Source organism: Arthrobacter sp. TmT3-37, from assembly GCF_054510835.1.
Genome location: NZ_JBTNDU010000010.1, coordinates 49,773 through 67,711, shown reverse-complemented (window position 1 = coordinate 67,711; position 17,939 = coordinate 49,773). Strand labels below are relative to the sequence as shown.

Genomic DNA, 17,939 nt, shown 5'->3' with positions numbered 1-17,939 from the left:
GGATGAACTCGATGACCGGACCTTCCTCTCAACCTCGGTGGAACGGGACGGGACGGTCAGTCGACGGCGTTGCTCTCGGTCAGACCGTACTTCGTCAGGATCTCCATGTAGTCCGGGGACGCCTTCAGCTCGGCGAGGCCGGAGTTGAGTTCCTCCAGCAGCTGCGTGTTCTCCTTCGGCACGGCGGCACCGATCAGGCCGGGGAAGTAGGGCTCGTAGGGGTCGACGATCTTGATGGCGTCGTTGGGGTTCTGCACCAGGCTGTAGGCGACGACGGCGGCGTCGGTGAAGACGACGTCGACCTGCTTGTTCTCGACCGCCGTCAGCAGGGCGGCCTGGGAGTCGAAGTACTTGATCTCCTCCGGCTCCAGCGACTCCGCCAGCTCGATGAAGGTGGTGCCGGTCTGGACACCGATCACGGTGCCCTTGGCGTCGTCGCGACTGGTCATGGTGGAGTCTCCCGGGACGACCATGCCTTCGCCCTGCTGGTACCAGGTGTCCGTGAAGTTCACCTCTTCCTTGCGGACATCGGTGATGTACATGGCGTCGACGACGGCGTCGGCCTTCCCTGCCTTAATGGCCGGGATCAGGGTGGCGAACTCGGACACGAAGACCTCGACCTCCCAGCCCTTCTTGTCCGCGATCCAGTTGATCATCTCGCCGTCGATGCCCTGCAGGTCGCCGGCGTCGTCCGTGAAGGAGAAGGGAGCGTCGTTGGAGGTAGCGATGGTGATCGACTCGATGGCTTCGCCGTCGCCTCCGCCGCCCTCGCTGCCGCCGGAGTCCCCACCGCCGCATGCGGTCAGGGTGAGTGCGATCCCCAGTGCACCGGCTGCGAAGGACGTGAATGCGCGCCTGCTGTTCATGGTTGCTCCTTGGTCGATGCTGAGTCGTTCCCGAATCGGGTGATGCGGAGGTCGGCCGTGCGCTGATGCGCTTCCATCTCCTCGTAGGCGGAGATCTCGGACACCAGGGGGGCCAGCTGCATCGTCGCGGAACGATCGATGCGCTGGAAGGTGAGGGGCTTCAGGAACCTCGACACGGACAGTCCCGCCGAGGACCGCGCGCCACCGCCGGTGGGCAGGACGTGGTTGGTCCCGGTGATGCCCTTGTCGGAGTAGGCGACGGTGGACCAGGGCCCCAGGAAGAGCGAGCCGTAGTTCGTCAGGTTCTGCTGGAAGTAGTCGTCGTCAGCGGTGATGACCTCCAGGTGCTCGGGGGCGAGCACGTCCATGAGTTCGACGGCGGTCGCGTTGTCCTCGGCGACGTAGACGGTCCCGTAGTCCCGCCAGGCGGCCCCGGCGATGTCACGCGTGCTGAGGTCCACGAGCTGGCGGTCCACCTCGGCGATCACGGCCAGGGCGAGGTCCCGTGACGTCGTGACGAGGGCGGCCGGCGACTGGGGGCCGTGCTCCGCCTGGCCGAGGAGGTCCGCCGCCACGATCACGGGATCGGCCGTGTCATCGGCGATGACGGCCACCTCGGAGGGACCCGCCAGCAGGTCCATGCCGACCCGCCCGAAGAGCTGCCGCTTCGCCTCGGTCACGTAGGCGTTGCCGGCGCCCACGAGCATGTCCATCGGCTGCTCGCCCAGCAGCCCGAAGGCCATGGCCGCCAGGGCCTGGACACCCCCGACCACGAAGGCGCGGTCGACGCCGGAGAGGTAGGCGGAGTAGAACACCGCGGGATTGCCGGCCGTCGGGGAGGTGGGCGGGGAGCAGGCGATCACCGTGGGCACGCCCGCCGTCTTCGCCACGCCCACGGTCATGAAGGCGCTGGCGAGGATGGGGAACCGCCCGGCCGGCAGGTAGGCGCCGACGCGCTGGACCGGGATGTACCTGTGCCCGACCACCACCCCGGGCATCATTTCCGCCTCGAAGTCCTGCAGGTGCCGGCGCTGCAGGCCGGCGAACGTCCGCGTCCGCTCGGCACCGGCCTCGAGGGCCGCGCGCAGTTCCGGCGTCAGGGCGTCGCCGGTCCGGCGCAGCGAGTCCGCGTCCATCTCAACGTCGCCTCCGCCCCACCCGTCGAGGACCCGCGAATACTCCGTGACGGCGTCGCGCCCGCCCTTCTCGATGACCGACAGCATCTCCGATACCGTCTCGACGACCTTCGGCAGCCGCTGCGCCGGCACTCCACCGATCGCGGCGGTCTTCAGGCATTCGTAGGAACCTCCGATGAAGGAGGCGTGGTGTGCGTCTAGTTCCATGCGCAGAGCCTAGGGCGGAGAAATACATAGGGGAACCCACCCTTCGCCGATGCAGGATATAGCCTTTCCCTATGACGCTGAATCAGCTCCGCGCATTCCTCGCCGCCTACAGCTGCCGCTCGCTGAGCGCTGCCGCCCGGGAGCTGGGGATCAGCCAGGCATCGGCCTCCGAGTTGATCTCACGTCTCGAGCAGGAGCTGGGTGTGCCGCTGTTCACCCGCAACTCCAAGGGCCTCTCCCCCGCTCCTGCGGCCGAGGAACTGCATCCTCATGCACTGGACTGCGTCAATTCGGCGCGACGCGGGTCCGAGGCCGTGCAGGCACTGAGGACACTCAACGGTGGGGTCTCGACGTTCGGGGTGCTGCGATACGCCGCCAACTACGACCTCGCGGACCTCGTCGTGCAGTTCCATCAGAAATACCCGGGCGTCCGGGTCCGGATGATCGGGCTGAACTCGCACGTCGTCGCGGCCTCGGTGGCCAGTGGGGAGATCGAGTGCGGTCTCGTGGTGCTGCCCGTGGACACCGAGCATCTCGAGGTGCGCCAGCTGGCGCAGGACGAGGTGCGCTTCATCTCCTCCACCCGGCCCGCCGAGGCCGGGCCGGTGAGCATCCACGAACTGGCGTCCGCGAAACTCGTCCTCTACGACGCGCATGCCGGGTGGAAGGATCCCACCCGGCGGCAACTGCAGGACCGGGCGAACCTGGCGGGCCTCTCGATCGAGGCGGACATGGAGGTCGAGCACGCGGAGACGGCCTACAGCCTCGTGGCCGCCGGGGCAGGGGACTCGTTCATGGCCCGCGGCATCCTCGAGTCCCTGCGGCGCGAGGACACTGTGAGGAGTTTCCCCTTCGCCGATCCCCTCTACGACACGATCGCCCTCGTCCAGCGGAAGCACGGCTACCTCTCGCCGGCGACGCGCCGGTTCTCCGAGTTCGCAGAGCGGGCGGTCGCCGCCCAGGGCGGGCTGACCAGCCTCGTGTGACCAGCCCGCCCCGGTCCTCAGAGGTGGGTGACGAGGTCCGCGTCGAGGACCGCGCGCGGATTGTGGGAGTGCCGGACACCGACGGTGACGGCCCCCGCGGTCCGCGCGAGCGCCAGGTAGGTGTCGCTGTCCTCCAGCACGACGCAGGGCGGAACGCACAGGTCGCGGAAGATGGCCTCCTTGTCGCGCCCGTGCTCGCGGCGGGCGATCCGGACGAACCGGGCGAGCCCCCACTGCCCGAGCAGCGCCGCGATCAGGTCCGGATCCCCGTTGGAGACCACCACCTGCTCGGAGGCCGTGCCGTCGAGGGCCGGCATGAGGGAGGCGGCGAGCCAGGACGGGTCCAGCCCATGCAGCGCGGACGCGGCGACCACCTCGCCGCGTTCGCTGTGCAGCGCGGGAATCTCCTGCTCGGACGCCGGGAAACCCTCGGAGATCACACGCTCCCAGATCCACTGCTCGGTGTGCCCGACGAGATCCCCGAAGAAACCGTCGGCGAACTCGTAATGGCGCCGTTCCGCCAGGTCCCGGTAGCTCGCCTCGTGCAGCGGCTCGGTGTGCCCGACGACGCCGTCGAAGTCCCAGATGACGCGCGCGCCCACGGCTTCCCGCAGGATCCGCTCCGCAAGCCGCCGTGCTGCGTCGTCGCCGTTCGGCATCCGCGAACCCTCCTTGGAACTGTCGGTGCCGGCCGTCGAGGGGCCGCGCCTGATGTCGGCCATCGTAGGGTTCCCGGTAGCGGGAGGGCCACCCGGGCCGGGCACAAGTGCGTGCTGCACCGGCTGCGGGGCGTGACAGACCCCGAGGGGCCGGGCGTACGGTGGTGAGATGAGCGTGCCTACAGATTCCAGGGTCACCTTCGACGGTCGTTTCGCGCGGGAACTGCCCGAGATGGCAGTGGCCTGGCAGGCGGAGGAGGCCCCCGAGCCGCAGCTGCTCGCCCTGAACGAAGCGCTCGCGGCCGAGCTCGGCTTCGACGTGGAGTTCCTCCGCACCCGCGAGGGCCTGGCACTGCTGCTCGGCACCGCGGTGCCGGAGAGCGCCACGCCGGTGGCCCAGGCCTACTCCGGGCACCAGTTCGGCAGCTTCAACCCGCGGCTCGGTGATGGGCGGGCGCTGCTGCTGGGCGAGCTCACCGACACCGAGGGCCGACTCCGCGACCTCCACCTCAAGGGGTCCGGGCGCACCCCGTTCGCCCGTGGCGGTGACGGCCTCGCCGCCGTCGGCCCCATGCTGCGCGAGTACATCGTCAGCGAGGCGATGCAGGCGCTCGGCATCCCGACGACCCGCTCGCTCGCCGTCGTCGCCACCGGGCGTGCGGTGCGCCGCGAGACCATGCTCCCCGGCGCCGTCCTGGCGCGCATCGCGAGCAGCCACCTCCGCGTGGGCAGCTTCCAGTACGCCGCGGCGACCGGTAACCAGGACCTCCTGCAGCGCCTCGCCGACCACGCCATCAGCCGGCACTACCCGGAGGCTGCGTCCACGGACCGCCCGTACCTGGCCCTGTTCGAGTCGGTCGTGGCCGTGCAGGCGTCGCTCGTGGCGCAGTGGATGCTTGCCGGCTTCATCCACGGTGTGATGAACACGGACAACATGACCATCTCGGGCGAGACCATCGACTACGGTCCCTGCGCGTTCATGGACGTCTTCGACTACTCCACGGTCTACAGCTCCATCGACCACGGCGGCCGGTACGCCTACGCCAACCAGCCGATCGTCGCCGAGTGGAACCTCGCCCGGCTCGCCGAGGCGCTGGTCCCGCTGCTCGACGACGACCAGGAGCAGGCGGTGAAGCTCGCCGTCGGTGCGCTCGAGACCTTCCGCCCCCGCTACAGCGGCGCATGGCTCGCCGGCATGAGGACCAAGCTGGGACTGCCCGACGACGTCGCCGACGAGGTCGCCTCCCCGCTGGCCCATGACGTGCTGACCCTCCTGCAGGACAACCACGTGGACTACACGTCCTTCTTCCGGGGGCTCGGTTCCGTGGTCCGCGGCGACGCCCGGCCGGCACGGGACACGGTGCTCGACGTCGCAGCCTTCGACGCCTGGGCCGCGCGCTGGCTCGCGCTCGGCCCCGACGCGGACGCGATGGACCGCGCGAACCCCGTGTACATCCCGCGGAACCACCTCGTCGAGGAGGCCCTCGAGGCCGCGACCGCCGGGAACCTCGAGCCGCTCGACCGGCTCGTCGACGTCGTCCGCGCACCCTTCGACGAGCGCCCCGGCCTGGAGCGCTACGCCGCCGGGGCACCGGGAGACTTCGGGCGATACACGACCTACTGCGGGACCTGAGGCCGGCACCCGCACCCCGCAGCTCAGGGCAGGAGGTCCAGGAGCTTGAGGACGGCCGGGTTCGTGGTGTTCTCGTTCCACGCGACGTCCAGTTCGACCCGGTTGAGCTTGCGGACGGTGCGTGAGTCCTCGATCTCGTAGAACCGGACGTCCGCCGGGGCGAAGGATCGGGCCGACGCCGGAACGAGGCTCACCCCCAGGCCCGCCTGCACGAAGGCGAGCAGGGCGGGCACCTGGCTCGCGTACTGGGTGATCCGGGGGTGGACGTCGGCGCTGGAGAACAGCCGCAGCACGAGGTCGTGGAAGTAGCGCGCCTCGGCCGTCGAGTACATCATGAGCGGGCTGTCCCTGAGCGCGCTCAACGGCAGGGAGTCGCCGTCCACCGCGATGTCGCTGTCCGCGGGTGTCGCGATGACCAGGCGGTCCTGCATGATCGGGCGGGTCAGGACGCCGGGCCGGACGACGATGGGGCGCAGGAGTCCGATGTCCACGCTGCCGTTCACCAGCCCGTCCATTTGGTCGGTCGACACCAGTTCGCGGAGCACCAGGGACACTCCGGCCTGCTCCTCGGCGGTCCGGCGCAGGAGTTGCGGCAGTGCGGTCTGGCCCGCGATCGCCGTGTACGAGATGGTCACCGATCCGGCGCTGCCGTTGGCCACCCGGCGGACGTCCAGTTCGGTCTTGGCGGCGAGATCGAGGATCTGCCGCGCACTCGGGAGCAGCACGGTGCCGGCAGCGGTCAGCTCCACCCGCCGGCTGCTGCGGTCGAAGAGCTGCGACCCCACCTCCCTCTCGAGGATCTGGATCTGGCGGCTCAGCGGAGGTTGCGTCATGTTGAGGCGCTCGGCGGCTGCTCCGAAGTGCAGCTCCTCGGCGACCGCGACGAAGGACTGGAGCTGAATGAGAGTGAACATCGATACCCTTCCTGCATCGGGTGGTGTCCACATTAGCTTGGACGCGCATCAATATCCTGGCCTACCGTCGACTCAGAGCAGCAGCGTCGACGCTTCCATCCGTAGGAGACACAGTGAGTCAGCACATCGCCCGGGAAACCTCGCTCGGACTCGTGTCCATCACCCGCGTGGAGATCACGCCCGTGGCGTTCAGGGACCCACCCCTGCTCAACACGGTAGGAGTCCACGAACCCTTCGCCCTGCGCGCCATCCTGCAGGTCACCACCGATGCAGGGGTCTCCGGTCTCGGCGAGACGTACGGCGACGAGGCGCATCTTGCCCGGCTCCACCGTGCTGCGGATGCCGTCCTCGGCTGCGACGTCTTCAACATCAACGAGCTGAGGGCCCGCGTCGCGGCGGCCCTGGCCGCCGACACGACCCAGGGCGGCCACGGCATGAGCGGGATGGTCACGGGATCGAGCACCGCCGACCGCGTCCTGTCCCCCTTCGATGTCGCAGCCCTCGACATCCAGGGCAAACTCCTCGGCCGTCCCGTCAGCGACCTGCTGGGCGGAGCCATCCGGACCGCCGTCGATTTCAGCGGCTACCTGTTCTACAAATGGGCGAACCACCCCGGCGCCGCCCCGGATTCCTGGGGGGAGGCGCTGGATCCTGAGGGCATCGTCCGGCAGGCACGCACCATGGTCGACACCTACGGGTTCAGGGCCCTGAAGCTCAAGGGTGGCGTGTTCGCTCCCGACCAGGAGGTTGCGGCGATCAGGGCCCTGCGCGCCGAGTTCCCCGAGCTACCGCTCCGGCTCGATCCCAACGCCGCATGGTCCGTGGAGACCTCGGTGGAAGTGGGGACGGAACTCGCCGGGATCCTCGAGTACCTGGAGGATCCGACGCCGGGGATCCCGGGCATGGCCGAGGTCCGACAGCGTGTCCCCATGCCGCTGGCGACGAACATGTGCGTCGTGAGCTTCGCCGATGTAGCACCGGCCGTGGCGGCAGGATCGGTGGACGTGATCCTGTCCGACCATCATTTCTGGGGAGGCCTGCGGCGCTCCCAGGGGCTGGCCTCGATCACCGACACCTTCGGTCTCGGCCTGTCGATGCACTCGAACTCGCACCTGGGCATCAGTCTCGCGGCGATGGTCCACCTCGCCGCCGCGACACCCAACCTCGACTACGCGTGCGATACGCACTGGCCGTGGAAGGAACCGGGCGAGGACGTCATCCGTCCCGGCGCGCTCGAGATCATCGACGGCTCCATCGCCGTGCCCACCCTGCCGGGACTCGGCGTCGAACTCGACGAGGACGCGTTGCACTCCCTGCACCAGCAGTACCTCGAGTGCGGGCTGCGGAGCCGCGACGACACCGGGTACATGCAGAGCCTCCACCCGGAGTTCGAGCCGGCGAGCCCCCGGTGGTGAACCGCGACCGCTCCCCGTTGAAGGTGGTCGTGACCGATCCGATCATCAGCCGGTTCGAATCCGTCCTGCGGTCCACCGGGGACCACGAGTGGGTCATGGCCGCCGACTCGGATCCGACGCAGCAGCTCGAGGCACTGGGCGACGCCGACGTCGTCGTCTGCTCCCGCCTCCCGGAGGAGCTGGCGTCCGCCGCCCACAGCGTCAGGATGGTGCACGTCACCGGTGCCGGCTTCGAGAAGATCGCGCTCGACGCTCTCCGGCCGGAGGCATCGGTGGTGAACACCTTCCACCATGCGCGTCCGATCGCGGAGCACGTGCTCATGGTGACACTCATGCTGACACGTCGGGTGCTCCCAGTGGACCGGGAGATGCGCTCGGGCGTGTGGAGGACGATCGCGACGTCCCCGGACGTGCCGTTCCATCCCACGCTGGAGGGAAAGGTGCTGGGCCTCGTGGGACTCGGCTCCATCGGCACCGAGGTGGGGCGTCTCGCGTCCGCGCTGGGCATGCGGGTACACGCGGTGCGGAGTCATCCCGAGGGACCGACGCCTGCCGACCTGGTCCTCGACTGGGTGGGATCGACGGCGGAGTTGACCCGGCTGCTGGCGACATCCGACGTCGTCGTCATCTCGGCACCCCTGAACGAGGCCACGCGAGGCCTGATCGGCGGCCCCGAGCTCTCCGCCATGAAGGACTCGGCGCTGCTGATCAACGTGGCACGGGGCCCGATCGTGGACGAAGGCGCCCTCTTCGCCGCCCTGCGCGACCGATCCATCGCGGGCGCGGGGATCGACGTGTGGTGGGAGGCGCCTCCAGGAGGCGGCATGCCACCCGCCCGGCATCCGTTCACGTCCCTGGACAACGTCGTCCTGACGCCGCACTACTCCGGACACGCGTCGGTGACGTTCGAGCGGCGGGCGGCGGACATCGCAGCGAATGTCGCCCGCCTGGCCGACGGGGTGCCCCTGGTGAATGTGGTCCGCGCGGGCCGCTGAATCAGCCGAGCACGAGTTGGCCCAGCAGGAGGACGGCTCCCAGGGCCGACACGGTCAGCGCGAGGAGTCGGAGCCGGGCCTGGTCCAGGAACCGGTTGAGGTAGCGCGAGGCCACATATCCGGCCAGGACGACCGGGACCATCCACAGGGCGAGGAGCAGGATCTCCCGGGTGATCGCGCCGGCGATCGCGAGGCCGCCCAGCGACACGGCGCTGCCGACCATGAAGAAGGCGCTCATGGTGCCGCGGAGCCGTGCGCCGTCGAGCTTCTGCCAGATCAGTGCCATGGGGGCACCGCCGATGGACGTGGCGGTTCCCATCACCCCGGACGCCGCTCCCGCCGCGATGAGGTTCCTCCGCCTGGGCGCCGGTGTCCACCCCAGCACGGCGAACGCGACCCCTGACAGGACAGCGAGGGCCACCAGCAGCGACAGACCCGGGCCGGGGAGCGCGACGACGAGGAGGACCCCGGCGACGCTGCCCGGGATGCGTCCCACCAGCGCCCACCCCGCCCCGTGGAGATCGAGGTCCACGCGCTCCCGGATGGTGACCAGCACGGTGACGATGAGCGCGAGCAGGATCACCGTGCCGGGCAGCAGGTGCGGATCGACGAGGGCGATCACCGGGGCGGCCAGCATGCCCATGCCGAACCCGATGGAGGCCTGGAGCGCGGTCGCCGCGAAGATCACCGCGCCGATGAGGGCGTAGTCGGCGGGGCTCAAGGGGTCGGGGTGAGCTCCCCACTCCGCACCCGGATGGTGTCGAGCGGGAAATGGCATTCCGACAGGTGCAGGGGGCTGCCCGGGGCCTGGTCCGCAGGGGGTGCCTGTTCGGCGCAGATGTCCTGTGCCTGCCAGCACCGCGTGCGGAAGCGGCAGCCCGATGGCGGATCGAGCGGGGAGGGTATCTCACCGCGGAGGATGATCTTCTCCCGTCCCGCGGTCGAGCGGTCCAGCCGGGGCGAGGCGGAGGTGAGGGCCGCCGCATAGGGGTGGCGGGGGCTGTCGAACACCTCCTCGGCGGTTCCGGTCTCGATGATGCGGCCGAGGTACATCACCGCCACGCGGTCGGCGACGAAGCGGACCACCGAGAGGTCGTGCGAGATGAAGATGTAGGACACGCCCAGGCGTTCCTGGAGTTCGTTGAGCAGGTTCAGGACCTGCGCCTGGACGGAGAGGTCCAGGGCGGAGACGGGCTCGTCGAGGATGATGACGTCCGGGTCGAGCGCCAGTGCGCGGGCGATGCCGATGCGCTGGCGCTGGCCACCGGAGAATTCCTGCGGGGATTTCCGCGCGTCCGAGGGGCGCATGCCCACCAGGTGGAGCAGTTCGTGGACCCGGGCCTCACGATCCTTCGACGAACGGTACATGTCCCGGTGCGCCCGCCACGGTTCGGAGATGATCTCACCGGCGGTCATGCGCGCGTTCAGTGACGCGAAGGGATCCTGGAACACCATCTGGACGCGGCGCCGCCAGGCCAGCAGTTCCTTGCCATGCATCGCGAAAGGATCGGTGCCGTCGAACAGGACCGTGCCGGCATCGGGTCGTTCGAGCATCATCAGCGTCCGCGCCAGCGTCGACTTGCCGCACCCGGACTCCCCCACGAGTCCGAGCGTCTCGCCACGGCCGAGCGTGAGGCTGATGCCGTCCAGGGCACGGAGGCGGTTGTTGCCCGAGGGGCTCTTGGCGACGTGGAAGGTCTTCGTCACGTCCCTGACGTCCAGCAACGGCGGCTGCTGGTCGCGGACGGCTCCGACGAGTGTTTCAGACATGCGCGAGCTCCTCGCTGAAATGGCAGGCTGCCGCCTGCGCGACGGTGCCGGGATGGTGCACGCCCGGTGCGGCAGTGGCGGACGCCGGACGGACCGGCAGCAATTCGGGCCGGGTGATCCTGCAGACCTCCTGCACCAGCGGGCAACGGGACTGGTAGACGCACCCCGAGGGGACGTTGTGCAGTTCCGGGGGGTTCCCGGGAATCGAGGACAGGGTGGACCCGCGGACGGCGTCCACCGGCACGGACTCGAGCAGGCCCCTGGTGTAGGGGTGGCGGGGATTCGCGAAGACCTCGGCCACGGTCCCCGTCTCGACGACGTTCCCGGCGTACATCACGGCGACCGTGTCCGCTTCCTCGGCGACGACGGCGAGATCGTGGGTGATGAGGACGACCGCGAGGTTGTTCTCCTCCCGCAGGCTCCTGAGCAACGCCATGATCTGGGCCTGGATGGTGACATCCAGGGCTGTCGTGGGTTCGTCCGCGATCAGCAGGCTCGGGTTCAGGGCCACCGCCATGGCGATGAGGATGCGCTGGCGCATGCCGCCCGAGAACTGGTGCGGGTACGCGTCGACCCGGGACTCCGGTTCCGGGATGCCGACTCTCTGCATCAGTTCGACGGCCTTGCTGCGTGCCTGCCGGGCGGAGAGTTTCTGGTGGATGCGGAAAGCCTCACCCAGCTGGGTCCCCACCTTGTAGACGGGGTTCAGGGCCGTGAGGGCGTCCTGGAAGACGATGCCGAGCTGGGGACCGGCGACTTTCCGGCGCTGCCGCGCCGTCATGGTGGCGAGGTCATGGCCGTCGAGGATCATCTGCCCCTCCTCGACCTCGGCCACCGGGTCGAGGAGACCGGCGATGGCCTTCGCGGTCATGGACTTCCCGCATCCGGACTCGCCCAGCAGCGCCAGGGTCTTCCCCGCCTGGGCCTGGAAGCTGACATTGTTGACCGCCCGGACGGTTCCGCGCGGTGTGCGGAGCGTGACGGACAGTCCCTTCACGTCCAGGACGGGGCTCGGGGTGGATGCCGTATCGATGGTGCTCACTTGGTAGCTCCCTTCAGGGCCGTACCGAAGCGGCGGCCTCCACGTGTGCGGGGTAGCGACAGGCGCCAGCGCTGGGCGGGGTCCGTGGCGATGCGCAGCCAGGCCGCGAGGATGTTCGCAGCGATGGTGGTGATGACGATCGCCAGACCGGGGAAGATCGAGAGCCACCACGCCGTCTGGAGGTACTGGCGGCCCTGGGACACCATCAGGCCCCAGCTGACATCGGGTGACTGGATACCGATGCCCAGGAAGCTCAGGGACGATTCGGCGAGCATGACGTAGCAGAACTCGAGCGTCGCGAGGGTCAGCAGGGTGGGCAGCACGATCGGGATCACGTGCCGGCCGATGATGGCGGTCGGTCTGGAACCGAAGGTCCGGGCCGCATCGACGAAGGTGCGGCTCTGCAGCTCAGCGGATTCGGCGCGCGCCGTCCGGAGGTAGATCGGGATCCGGGTGATCGCCAGGATGAGGATGATGTTGCCGAGGCTGGGGTTGAAGACGTACAGCACCACGACGGCGAGCAGCAGCGACGGGAAGCTCATGATGACGTCGGCGATCCGCATCGAGATGGTCTCCCGCAGGCCGCGGTGGTAGCCGGCCCAGACTCCCCACAGTGAACCGATGACCAGGGCGATCCCGACGGCGGGAAGCGCGACGGAGATGGTGGTCCGCGTCGCGATGACCAGGCGGCCGAGCATGCTCCGGCCGAGCGAGTCGCTGCCCAGGACATACCCCCAGCCGTCCTCGAGCGAGAACGGCTGCTTGTTGGCGGCCAGCAGGTCCTGCCGTGTGGCGAGATCCCCGACGAGCATCGGCCCGAGGACCGCGACGAGTCCCACGAACACCAGGACCAGAGCGGCGAGGGTCGCGAACTTGTCGCGCAGCAGCAGCCGGAAGAGGGACAGCTTCTTGTCCCCCAGGTCCTGTGCCGGAGGCGCCGGGACCGGGCGGATGTCCGCGGCCGGAGCGGTGGCCGGCGCGGGCGGGTCGGTCTCGGGATGCTGGTGGCCTTCGGGTTGCAACAGAGGCGTAGCCATGGTTCCTCCTAGGCCTTGACGGTGGGTCGGACGCGGGCGTCGAGCAGTGCGTAGCCGAGATCGATGAGGATGTTCAGGACGAAGATGGCAATCGCCGTGATGAGGACCGCTGCCTGCAGGACGGCGAAGTCCCGCTGGAGGATGGAGTCGATCATGAGCTTGCCGATGCCGGGCCACCCGAAGATGGTCTCCACGACGACGGCGCCGTTGACCAGGCCCACGGTCAGGTCGCCGGCCACCGTCAGGGCAGGGGCTGCGGCGTTGCGGAGGGCGTGGTGGCTCACGACCCGCGCGTCACTGGCCCCCTTGCTGCGGGCGAGCTTGATGTAGGGCTCGGAGAGGGCCGACACCATGGCGCCGCGGACGATCTGGACGAGCACGCCGAAGGGCCGCAGCATGAGCGTTGCGATCGGCAGTATCCACGCCTCCCCACCGCTGACCCCCGACGTCGGGAGCCACCCGAGGGTGATCGCGAAGATCCAGATCCCGACGATGGCCAGCCAGAAGTCCGGGATGGACGCGGCAGCCATGGACACGAAACTGGAGATGCGGTCGGCGATCCCGTTGGGCTTGAGCGCAGCCCAGCATCCCACCAGCACCGCGGCCACGATGGCGATCACCATCGTGGTCGCGGCGAGCTGCAGGGTCGCGGGGAACGCCCGGAGCGCCATCGCGGCGGCGGGCTCCCCCGTGCGCAGCGATTCACCGAAATCGAGCCGGAGGACGCCACCGAAGTAGTCCGCCATCTGGACCAGCAATGGCTGGTCCAGGCCCTGCCGGGCCGTGAAGTCCGCTCGCATCTGGTCGGTCGCATTCAGCGGCAGGTAGAGGCTCGCGGGATTGCCGGTGAGCCTTGCGAGCGCGAAGACCCCGACGACGACGACGACGAGCGGCAACAGGCTGGAGATGATGCGTTTTCTCAGGTAGACGAGCATGATTCCGTCCTCGGTCCGGTGAAGGGTGTGATCAGTTGGCCGGGGTCATCTCGGACAGGCGCAGCTCGTCCCCGGATGAGGAGTTCGGCTCGTAGTCCACGTTCGCGGATTTCCCGATGATGCCGGTCTGGTGGGCGATCGTGGCGAACTGCACGACGTTCTCGTTCTGGTAGCCAAAGACCTCCTCGTAGGCCGCCTGACGGTCCTCTCCCTCGGTCAGCCCGGCGTCCGCGATGAGAGCGTCGAATTCCGGGGTCCCGAACGTGCTCTGGGCACCGGTGCTGAGCATGTACTGCTCGACGGTGAACGCCGCGTCTCCTGCCTGGTTGCCGTGCTGGACCAGGAGTGCGATCGGGCCTTCGTTCGTGACGAAGGGCCGCAGCTGGTACTGGAGGTGCTGGGAGGTTTCGACCGTCTTGAGCTCGACGTTGAGGCCGGCCTGGCTGAGCTGTTCCTGGAGGACCTGGGACAGCTCCGTGACCTTGGGGAACTGCGCGCTCCGCACGACGAGGGTGATCTTCGTGTCCACGGGGACACCGTCGGCCTTGGCCTCCGCCACCAGCTCCTTGGCGCGGTCGAGGTCGAACGGCCAGGGTTCGAGGTCCTCGTCGTGACCTACGATGCCCGCGGGGACGAGCTGTGCGGCGACCTTGTCGGTGCCTTCGTACAGGCTGCCGACGATGGTCTCCTTGTCGATGGCGTAGTTGATGGCCTCCCGGACGCGGATGTCGTCGAGCGGGGCGATGTCGCCGGTCAGGCGCAGTGCGATCGTCTCGTTGTTGGGGTAGCTGACCCCGAGATCGCCGACACCGTCGTCGGGCCCGATGCCCATGGCGACGTCCGCCTCGCCGCTGGTGATCATCGCGGCGCGAACGGTTCCTTCCGAGCGCCACTGGTACTCGGCCTTCGAGTAGGCCGGGGCGTCTCCCCAGAAGTCCTCGTACGCGGCGAGCGTGATGCGCTGGCCGGCATCCCACTGCTCGATCGCGTACGGGCCCGTTCCGATCGGCTCGCGGACCTTCTCCGAGGTGCTGGTCGACGTCGGGACGATCTCCACGAAGGACAGGCGCAGGGGGAGGATGGGGTCCGGCGTGGCCGTCGTCACGGTGAGCGTGGTGTCGTCGACGGCTTCGACGACGAGGTCGTCGTCACCGAAGACGTAACCCTCCACGTTGCACCCGAGATCCGAGTTCACCGCCCGGTCGATCGTGAAGGCGGCCGCTTCCGCGGTGAAGGGCGTGCCGTCATGGAAGGTGACGTCGTCGCGGAGCTTGAAGGTCCACTCGGTGTCCGAGGTCGCCTCCCACTCCGTGGCGAGCAGGGGCTCGAGGTCGCCGGTCGTCGGATTCCGTTCGACCAGTGGCTGGGTCACGTTGGACCGTACGACGACCCCCGTGGAGGTGAGGTTCGCCTCGCAGGCCTCCAGGGTCGGTGGCTCCTGGGAGAGGACGACGCGGATGGTGTCCGATGCTGCTGCACCGTCACCTTCGGCTTGTTCCGAGTTGGCGACGGAGCAGCTGCTCAGCAGGAGCGCGCTACCCACCGCGACGGTCGAAAGGATGACGGGATTCGATCGCGGGGCGTGCGATGCAGAAGAAGACTTCATTGGTTTCCTCGGGTGTGTAGCAGGCTGGTGTCTGGGTGCCTGTGCTGCGGGATCCGCCCGAATGGACGACGGCCGTGCTGGTCCTAGAAGCATGGCGAGAGGCCCCAGACCCGTCAAGACGCCCGAAATGCGCCGATTCCAGCCGGAAATGCCCCCTCGGGCTGTGATCGGCGCCACTCATCGCCGCCATTCCGCGGATTCCGCCATCGATCTCACCATCCATGCCTCCGAGGTATCAGATGATGCTACTTTCGTGTTGTTAGTGCATCGATACAAAATCTAGTCTCGTTTCATGACAGTCCAGAATGCAGTGCTGCAAGTGGGTCCACTCATGCCGATGGTGCAGACCGCGATCACCCGCGACCACGACGCCCTGGAGTTGCCCGCCGGCGCGGGCAGGAGCGCGTTCCTGGCCGACCACGCGAGCAGCATCACCGTCGCTGTCACGTCAGGCCGCACCGGCGTGGGCACGGACCTGATGCAGGCCCTGCCGAACCTCCGCGCAGTGATCAACTTCGGCGTCGGCTACGACACCACCGACGTCGAGCAGGCCGTCGAACGGGGTATCGCCGTCAGCAACACACCGGAGGTCCTCAACGACTGCGTGGCCGACACGGCGCTGGCACTCTACCTCGACGTGCTGAGGGGAATCAGCGCCGCTGACCGCTTCGTCCGCCGGGGCGACTGGCAGACGAAGGGCAACTTCCCCCTCGCGACCCAGGCAAGCCACCGCCAGGTCGGCATCGTGGGCCTCGGAAGAATCGGGTCGGTCATCGCCCGACGCCTCGAAGGCTTCGACTGCACGATCAGGTACCACAATCGGTCGGAGGTGACCGGCAGTCCCTACGAATACGTACCGTCCCTGCTGCAGCTCGCCCAGACCTCCGACGTCCTGATCGTCGCCGCCGCAGGGGGCGCCTCGACGCACCATCTGATCGGGGCTCCCGAACTCAGCGCCCTCGGGTCACGTGGCTACCTGATCAACGTCGCGCGCGGAAGCGTGGTCGACCAGAGTGCGCTCGTGAAGGCCCTCACCACCGGCGCCCTGGCAGGAGCGGGACTCGACGTCTTCGAGGACGAACCCGCGGTGCCGCCGGAACTGATGGCCCTCGAGTCCGTCGTCCTCCTTCCGCATCTGGGCAGCGGCACGCACGAGACCCGTGCCGCCATGGCCGACCTGACCCTGAAGAACCTGCGGCAATACCTCGCGGACGGCACCCTGCTGACACCCGTGACCTAGACCGATCCGCTATCCCAGGAGCACCGCATGCGCATTCTTGTCGGCTATGTACCAACGGACGAGGGCAGAACCGCCGCCCTCGCCGCCATCAGCGAAGCGCTCCTGCGCAGCTGCGACCTGCTCGTCGTGGGACCGGCAGCCGATCAGCAGACGCCGGAGGCCGACGCGGAGATCCGCCAGTTGCTGGCCCAGGCCTCTGCCGCCGGCTCGACAGCCCGCCTGCATCCGCTCCGGGCCGACGAGGATCCCGCGGACGCCCTGATCGATCTGTCCTACGAGGACGACGTCGAGCTGGTCGTCATCGGGGTGCGGCGGCGCTCCCGGGTGGGAAAGCTGTTCCTGGGGAGTACCGCGCAGCGCGTCATCCTCGAGGCCGGGTGCGCCGTGCATTCGGTCAAACCGCGGCTGCGCGACGACAAACAGTGATGCACCGAAACAGGTCCCTGCCCTCCATCGATACCCGTCAGGTATCCGCGGATGCGAAGCCGGTCTTGGACACCCTCGTCCGGCCATCCCTACGCTGAACCCATTCCACCCCCCTCCCGGCGCACTGCAGCGCCGCATCCCAAAGGACATCCCCGTGGCTCCACTGAATCCGGCTGAACTCGCGACGACCGTGAAGTCCGGTCTGCTCTCCTTCCCGGTCACGCACTTCACGCCGACCCTCGAATTCGACGAGACGCGCTACCGGGAGCACCTGGCCTGGCAGTCCGGCTTCGACGTCGCCGGGCTCTTCGCTGCGGGCGGCACCGGCGAAGGGTTCTCGCTCACCACACAGGAACTCGACACCGTCGTCCGGGTCGCGGTGGACGAGGTCGCCGGCAAGGTCCCCGTCATCGCTCCCGCGACGGGCGGCACGTTCTCGGCCATCGAGCACGCCCGGGCTGCCGAAGCAGCTGGAGCCGACGGCATCCTGCTCATGCCGCCCTACCTCACCGAAGCGGACCAGGCCGGCCTGATCGAACACGTCAGCGCCGTCTGTGCCTCGACGTCCCTCGGCGTCATCGTCTACAGCCGGGCCAACGCGGTGCTCACCGACGTGTCCGTCGACATCCTGGCGAGCCGCAATCCGAACCTCATCGGCTTCAAGGACGGAATCGGCAACATCGAACAGATGTCCCGTATCTACGCCCGCGTCGGGGATCGTCTCATCTACATCGGGGGCCTGCCGACGGCGGAGACCTTCGCGCTCCCGCTGCTCCAACTCGGCGTCAGCACCTACTCCTCCGCCATGTTCAACTTCGTCCCCGAATTCGCGCTGTCCTTCTACAAGGCGGTCATCGCCCAGGACCGCACCGCGGTCTACGAGAAGCTGAACGACTTCGTCATCCCCTACCTCGACATCCGCGACCGGGTGAAGGGTTACGGGGTGTCGATCATCAAGGCCGGCCTCGATTGCGTAGGGCGCGACGGCGGGCCCGTCCGGCCGCCCCTGCAGAATCTCACCGAGGCCGACCGCGCGGAACTCGCCGGCCTGATCAAGCGAATCAGCTAGGAG

The 17,939-nt window shown here is 68.6% G+C and carries 17 protein-coding genes; 7 read left to right on the top strand and 10 right to left on the bottom strand.

Annotated features, from left to right (window positions below):
- Positions 1-56 precede the first annotated feature (56 nt).
- Both ACX80U_RS13025 and hisD read right to left on the bottom strand, forming a co-directional pair.
- Complete coding sequence (locus tag ACX80U_RS13025; protein WP_133080205.1) at positions 57-866, bottom strand: transporter substrate-binding domain-containing protein; 810 nt, start codon at positions 864-866, stop codon at positions 57-59.
- Complete coding sequence (hisD, locus tag ACX80U_RS13020) at positions 863-2,209, bottom strand: histidinol dehydrogenase (protein ID WP_133080204.1); 1,347 nt, start codon at positions 2,207-2,209, stop codon at positions 863-865. Before hisD ends, ACX80U_RS13025 begins: the two co-directional genes overlap by 4 nt.
- Positions 2,210-2,280: 71 nt before the next feature.
- On the opposite strand from hisD, the gene ACX80U_RS13015 reads away from it, so the two are divergent.
- Positions 2,281-3,195: a LysR family transcriptional regulator gene (locus ACX80U_RS13015; RefSeq protein ID WP_459268766.1), complete on the top strand. Its 915-nt coding sequence runs from the start codon at positions 2,281-2,283 to the stop codon at positions 3,193-3,195.
- Positions 3,196-3,212: 17 nt separating this feature from the next.
- On the opposite strand, the gene ACX80U_RS13010 is transcribed toward ACX80U_RS13015, so the two are convergent.
- A complete protein-coding gene (locus ACX80U_RS13010) occupies positions 3,213-3,917 on the bottom strand; it encodes an HAD family hydrolase (RefSeq protein WP_459268765.1) in 705 nt (234 codons plus the stop codon).
- A gap of 106 nt (positions 3,918-4,023) precedes the next feature.
- On the opposite strand from ACX80U_RS13010, the gene ACX80U_RS13005 reads away from it, so the two are divergent.
- Entirely contained in the window at positions 4,024-5,487 is a 1,464-nt protein-coding gene (locus tag ACX80U_RS13005) for a protein adenylyltransferase SelO (RefSeq protein ID WP_459268764.1), read from the top strand.
- Positions 5,488-5,510: 23 nt separating this feature from the next.
- Here the strand turns inward: ACX80U_RS13005 and ACX80U_RS13000 are convergent, their stop codons facing one another.
- The gene (locus tag ACX80U_RS13000) at positions 5,511-6,401 is read right to left on the bottom strand and encodes a LysR substrate-binding domain-containing protein (protein ID WP_133080200.1); all 891 of its coding nucleotides are present in this window, start codon (positions 6,399-6,401) and stop codon (positions 5,511-5,513) included.
- A 113-nt stretch (positions 6,402-6,514) separates the two neighbouring features.
- Between ACX80U_RS13000 and ACX80U_RS12995 the strand changes: the two genes are divergently transcribed.
- Together ACX80U_RS12995 and ACX80U_RS12990 are read left to right on the top strand one after the other, a co-directional pair.
- Positions 6,515-7,816, top strand: coding sequence for a glucarate dehydratase family protein (locus ACX80U_RS12995; RefSeq protein ID WP_459268763.1), 1,302 nt, complete (start codon positions 6,515-6,517; stop codon positions 7,814-7,816).
- A gap of 29 nt (positions 7,817-7,845) precedes the next feature.
- A complete protein-coding gene (locus tag ACX80U_RS12990) occupies positions 7,846-8,811 on the top strand; it encodes a 2-hydroxyacid dehydrogenase (RefSeq protein ID WP_459268762.1) in 966 nt (321 codons plus the stop codon).
- 1 nt (position 8,812) lies between these two features.
- Here ACX80U_RS12990 and ACX80U_RS12985 read toward each other — a convergent pair whose 3' ends face one another.
- The 6 genes from ACX80U_RS12985 to ACX80U_RS12960 are packed head-to-tail and all read right to left on the bottom strand — an operon-like array spanning position 8,813 to position 15,201.
- The gene (locus ACX80U_RS12985; protein WP_459268761.1) at positions 8,813-9,532 is read right to left on the bottom strand and encodes a sulfite exporter TauE/SafE family protein; all 720 of its coding nucleotides are present in this window, start codon (positions 9,530-9,532) and stop codon (positions 8,813-8,815) included.
- A complete protein-coding gene (locus tag ACX80U_RS12980) occupies positions 9,529-10,581 on the bottom strand; it encodes an ABC transporter ATP-binding protein (RefSeq protein WP_459268760.1) in 1,053 nt (350 codons plus the stop codon). Before ACX80U_RS12980 ends, ACX80U_RS12985 begins: the two co-directional genes overlap by 4 nt.
- Positions 10,574-11,623, bottom strand: a complete 1,050-nt coding sequence (locus ACX80U_RS12975; protein WP_133080197.1) for an oligopeptide/dipeptide ABC transporter ATP-binding protein — start codon at positions 11,621-11,623, stop codon at positions 10,574-10,576. Before ACX80U_RS12975 ends, ACX80U_RS12980 begins: the two co-directional genes overlap by 8 nt.
- Positions 11,620-12,660, bottom strand: coding sequence for an ABC transporter permease (locus ACX80U_RS12970; RefSeq protein ID WP_459268759.1), 1,041 nt, complete (start codon positions 12,658-12,660; stop codon positions 11,620-11,622). The genes ACX80U_RS12975 and ACX80U_RS12970 overlap by 4 nt, the downstream gene beginning before the upstream one ends.
- A gap of 8 nt (positions 12,661-12,668) precedes the next feature.
- Entirely contained in the window at positions 12,669-13,595 is a 927-nt protein-coding gene (locus tag ACX80U_RS12965) for an ABC transporter permease (RefSeq protein ID WP_133080195.1), read from the bottom strand.
- A 31-nt stretch (positions 13,596-13,626) separates the two neighbouring features.
- Positions 13,627-15,201 (bottom strand): ABC transporter substrate-binding protein, encoded by a 1,575-nt coding sequence (locus ACX80U_RS12960; protein WP_459268758.1) that lies wholly within the window; start codon positions 15,199-15,201, stop codon positions 13,627-13,629.
- A 292-nt stretch (positions 15,202-15,493) separates the two neighbouring features.
- On the opposite strand from ACX80U_RS12960, the gene ACX80U_RS12955 reads away from it, so the two are divergent.
- The 3 genes from ACX80U_RS12955 (at position 15,494) to kdgD (ending at position 17,936) form a co-directional block, all read left to right on the top strand.
- Positions 15,494-16,441 (top strand): 2-hydroxyacid dehydrogenase, encoded by a 948-nt coding sequence (locus ACX80U_RS12955; RefSeq protein WP_459268757.1) that lies wholly within the window; start codon positions 15,494-15,496, stop codon positions 16,439-16,441.
- A 27-nt stretch (positions 16,442-16,468) separates the two neighbouring features.
- Complete coding sequence (locus ACX80U_RS12950; protein ID WP_459268756.1) at positions 16,469-16,867, top strand: universal stress protein; 399 nt, start codon at positions 16,469-16,471, stop codon at positions 16,865-16,867.
- Positions 16,868-17,021: 154 nt separating this feature from the next.
- The gene (gene kdgD, locus ACX80U_RS12945; RefSeq protein WP_459268755.1) at positions 17,022-17,936 is read left to right on the top strand and encodes a 5-dehydro-4-deoxyglucarate dehydratase; all 915 of its coding nucleotides are present in this window, start codon (positions 17,022-17,024) and stop codon (positions 17,934-17,936) included.
- Positions 17,937-17,939: the final 3 nt, after the last annotated feature.

What these genes read in the sequence shown, in the direction of transcription:
- ACX80U_RS13025 (WP_133080205.1), bottom strand. Translation starts at nt 866, where the DNA reads ATGAACAGCAGGCGCGCATTCACGTCCTTCGCAGCCGGTGCACTGGGG.
- hisD (WP_133080204.1), bottom strand. Translation starts at nt 2,209, where the DNA reads ATGGAACTAGACGCACACCACGCCTCCTTCATCGGAGGTTCCTACGAA.
- ACX80U_RS13015 (WP_459268766.1), top strand. Translation starts at nt 2,281, where the DNA reads ATGACGCTGAATCAGCTCCGCGCATTCCTCGCCGCCTACAGCTGCCGC.
- ACX80U_RS13010 (WP_459268765.1), bottom strand. Translation starts at nt 3,917, where the DNA reads ATGGCCGACATCAGGCGCGGCCCCTCGACGGCCGGCACCGACAGTTCC.
- ACX80U_RS13005 (WP_459268764.1), top strand. Translation starts at nt 4,024, where the DNA reads ATGAGCGTGCCTACAGATTCCAGGGTCACCTTCGACGGTCGTTTCGCG.
- ACX80U_RS13000 (WP_133080200.1), bottom strand. Translation starts at nt 6,401, where the DNA reads ATGTTCACTCTCATTCAGCTCCAGTCCTTCGTCGCGGTCGCCGAGGAG.
- ACX80U_RS12980 (WP_459268760.1), bottom strand. Translation starts at nt 10,581, where the DNA reads ATGTCTGAAACACTCGTCGGAGCCGTCCGCGACCAGCAGCCGCCGTTG.
- ACX80U_RS12970 (WP_459268759.1), bottom strand. Translation starts at nt 12,660, where the DNA reads ATGGCTACGCCTCTGTTGCAACCCGAAGGCCACCAGCATCCCGAGACC.
- ACX80U_RS12965 (WP_133080195.1), bottom strand. Translation starts at nt 13,595, where the DNA reads ATGCTCGTCTACCTGAGAAAACGCATCATCTCCAGCCTGTTGCCGCTC.
- ACX80U_RS12960 (WP_459268758.1), bottom strand. Translation starts at nt 15,201, where the DNA reads ATGAAGTCTTCTTCTGCATCGCACGCCCCGCGATCGAATCCCGTCATC.
- ACX80U_RS12955 (WP_459268757.1), top strand. Translation starts at nt 15,494, where the DNA reads ATGACAGTCCAGAATGCAGTGCTGCAAGTGGGTCCACTCATGCCGATG.
- ACX80U_RS12950 (WP_459268756.1), top strand. Translation starts at nt 16,469, where the DNA reads ATGCGCATTCTTGTCGGCTATGTACCAACGGACGAGGGCAGAACCGCC.